This window comes from Roseibium sp. RKSG952, from assembly GCF_009711355.1.
In genome coordinates this window covers 1-3308 of sequence record NZ_SMMF01000656.1, presented here as the reverse complement: position 1 = coordinate 3308, position 3308 = coordinate 1, and the positions used below count along the sequence as shown (strand labels likewise).

Sequence of the window (3308 nt, the reverse complement as noted above, 5' to 3'; positions counted from 1 at the left end):
CGGCACGAAACCAAATTGTGCAACAACGCCTATCCTTTCAGCTTACTGAAATATGCATTTTAAAAAATTGCGAATTTTTTCAATAGAAAGATATAGAACAGGAATCATGAGCAAGCCGAGAGAACTATCAATTAGCATTCCGAAAAATACTGGAAATCCAATTGACATCCGGCCGGCGGCACCAACGCCACCGGCCAGCATTAATGGCACTGCGCCAACTACAAAGCAAATTCCGGTCATTGTAACAGCGCGAAAACGCTCCTGAGCAGCCATGCGCGCGGCATCGTGTATGCTAAATCCGCTCTCTTGTATTTTAGTAGCAAATTCTATAACTATAATAGCTTTCTTTGCTGCAAGACCAATTAATAAGACAATTCCTATTTGTGAATAAATGTTATTACTGACTCCATTAATAAAATATAATGGTAGGATAGCTCCAAAGGCTGCAAATATTGTAGATGCAATTATCGAAATGGGAATAATCCAACTTTCATAGTGCACCGCAATAAATAGGTAAGAAAATACTACAGATAGTAATATTATGTAAAAGATCAAATTGCGCGCTTCAACCTCTTGTAGTGAAATCCCTGTCCAAGCTATTGAATAACCATCCGGTAGAGTGGAATCTGAAACACTCATAATAGTTTCGATCGCAGCACCTGAGCTGATACCCGGAACTGCTTGAACATTAATGCCAGCAGATTCGTATAAATTATAACGATAGATAGTTTCTGATCCAAGAGTCGGCGTTATCGTTACAAAGGAATTAAGTGGCAGCGCGATTCCATTTGAATTGTTAACATAAATGTTATTCATATCTAATAATTGTTGTCGATATTGCGACTGTGTAGATATTACAACCCAATAAACATGGTTATCCAATACAAAATTATTAACATAGACAGAGCCGAATGCCGCCTCTATGGCGAGATAAATATCGTAAACAGACACTTGCAATGTTTCCGCGCGCGCGCGGTCCAAAGAAATTTGGTATTGCGGAGAACTTGCAGAAAACCCGCTTACGGCAGACTGCAATTCCGGCTTCTTGCGCAAGGCCGAAAGCAACCCGTTCTTAACAGCCTCAAGATCGGCTGATTTACCCCTACTTTCGTCAAGCAATTCCGCACTCACTCCGCCGACAGTACCAATCCCGGGAATTGAAGGTAGGGGGAATATTGAAAAAGTTGCATCGGAACGTTTAGAGAGCCGCAAATTCAAAGAGCGCATAATCGCTGACCAACTGGTGCCGGCTGTTTGCCGCTGATCCCATGGTGATAGAAGTACGATTCCCATACCAACGTTGGCCTGGCTTCCAGATAGTATACTATAACCAGCAACCGTTGTTACAGATTCAACGCCTATTTCATTTTGCAAATCAATGCTGATTTCACGCATTATATTTTTTGTTCTCTCTAGCGATGCGCCAACTGGAAGTTCCGAATTTATGAACAAAACACCATTATCTTCTTGTGGTACAAAACTTTTTTGATTATTAAAAAACATATATATTGTTGCAGTAAATACTATCAAATATATAGCCCATGATAACCATAATCTGTTAAGTAGTATATCTAAAACAAAAACATATTTGCTACATAAAATTTTCATTATATCATATTTATTCTTATTAGTAATATTATTTATCGATAAAATACTGCTACACAAAACAGGTACTAACGTTAAAGCGTTTATTGTTGAAAACATAAAAGCAAATATTATGGTCAGCGCAAATTCACGATATAAATTTCCCGTAATGCCGGGAAAAAAGCACACCGGAATAAACACAGCCGCTAACACAAAAGTCGTTGCTATTATAGGCCGAGTGATCTGTGACATAGATTTTAAAACAGCATTATGTACCGATACGCGTTCCGATTCGATAATTCGTTGTGTGTTTTCTAATATAACAATAGCATCATCAACGACCAAAGGAATAGCCAATACTAATGCGAATAGTGTTATCATATTTACAGTGAACCCGACAAGATATAGAATAAAAATCGCACCCAATAAAGAGACAGGTATCGCTATTGCAACAATTATTGCAGATCTAATATCTTTCAATGAAATTAATATTATTAATATAACTATAAATACTGTAATTAATAGTGTATATATTATCTCTTTTACTGATTTAATGATGTTTTCAGAAATATCATAAACTACTTCATATTCTAAATCATCTGGAAATTCTGTGGCGATTCTCGCCATTTCATCACGCACCGATTCGGATACAAATAATGCATTTGCTTCAGCTTCTTCATACACAGCGACCAGCGCCGCAGGATATCCATTGTAATATGAGGCTGCAGAATAGCTTTCAGCACCGAGAGTGACAATTGCAACATCTTTTAATTTTGTGACAGATCCGTCGCCGTTTGAAAGTACAATGATATTTTCAAATTGCTGGCTTGTTTCTAGAAGTCCATCTGATTCAAGGGTAAATTGAAAAATGGTATCTTGGTTTTCAAACGGCGGGCCACCAATTTTCCCCGGGGCCACCATAATGTTTTGCTCTTCAACTGCGGTGTAAATATCAGATACAGATAAATTTAAAGATGCCATTTTGATTGGATCCAACCAAATCCGCATACTATAGTTTTGACGGCTAAACTGCGATGTAGACCCTACGCCATTAATTCTAGTTAATGAATTTTCGACGCGATTGGTAACATAATTACTTATAAATATATGGTTATAACTACTTTCTGGGGAATAGATTATAATTGCTTGCATTATGTCCGAGTTTTGACTCGTTGTCGATACGCCGAGCTCGGTTACCACTTCTGGAAGCTCAGACTCTGCCACCGACACTCGATTTTGAACATTTACCGTTGCAATATCAGCGTTTGTCCCCGGAGTAAACGTTATTGTTAATGTATAGGTGCCTTCGCTAGAAGAACTAGATGACATATAAAGCATGCCATCTACACCATTTACTTCTTCTTCGATCGGACTAGCCACAACACTCTGTATTAATGCCGCACTTGCTCCTGGGTAATAAGCAACAACTTGAACTTGTGGAGGAGCTATATCTGGAAATTCGGATATAGGGATTAAATAAATTGCAATTATACCGAGTAAAACGGTAGTTATTGCAATTACATAACATAGAACAGGACGGACAATAAAATACTGAGCTATCATCTGCATCCTTTGCGAAGAGATTTCCAATTTGATCTTCGTCTTCCATCTTAGGTGCGATGTGGCAACGGGATCAAGCTTGAACGTGGCGCTGTTACAGAATGAGTTATTGTCAAATCTGGTGTCCAAGGAGCTATTGTTGAATCTGGTGTCCAAGCGGCCAT

The 3308-nt window shown here is 38.5% G+C and carries 1 protein-coding gene; it reads right to left on the bottom strand.

Annotation, left to right across the window (positions count from 1 at the left end; all coding sequences use genetic code 11):
- Positions 1-42: 42 nt before the first annotated feature.
- Positions 43-3174, bottom strand: coding sequence for an efflux RND transporter permease subunit (locus tag E1297_RS03405; protein WP_155133886.1), 3132 nt, complete (start codon positions 3172-3174; stop codon positions 43-45).
- Between the last annotated feature and the right edge of the window lie 134 nt (positions 3175-3308).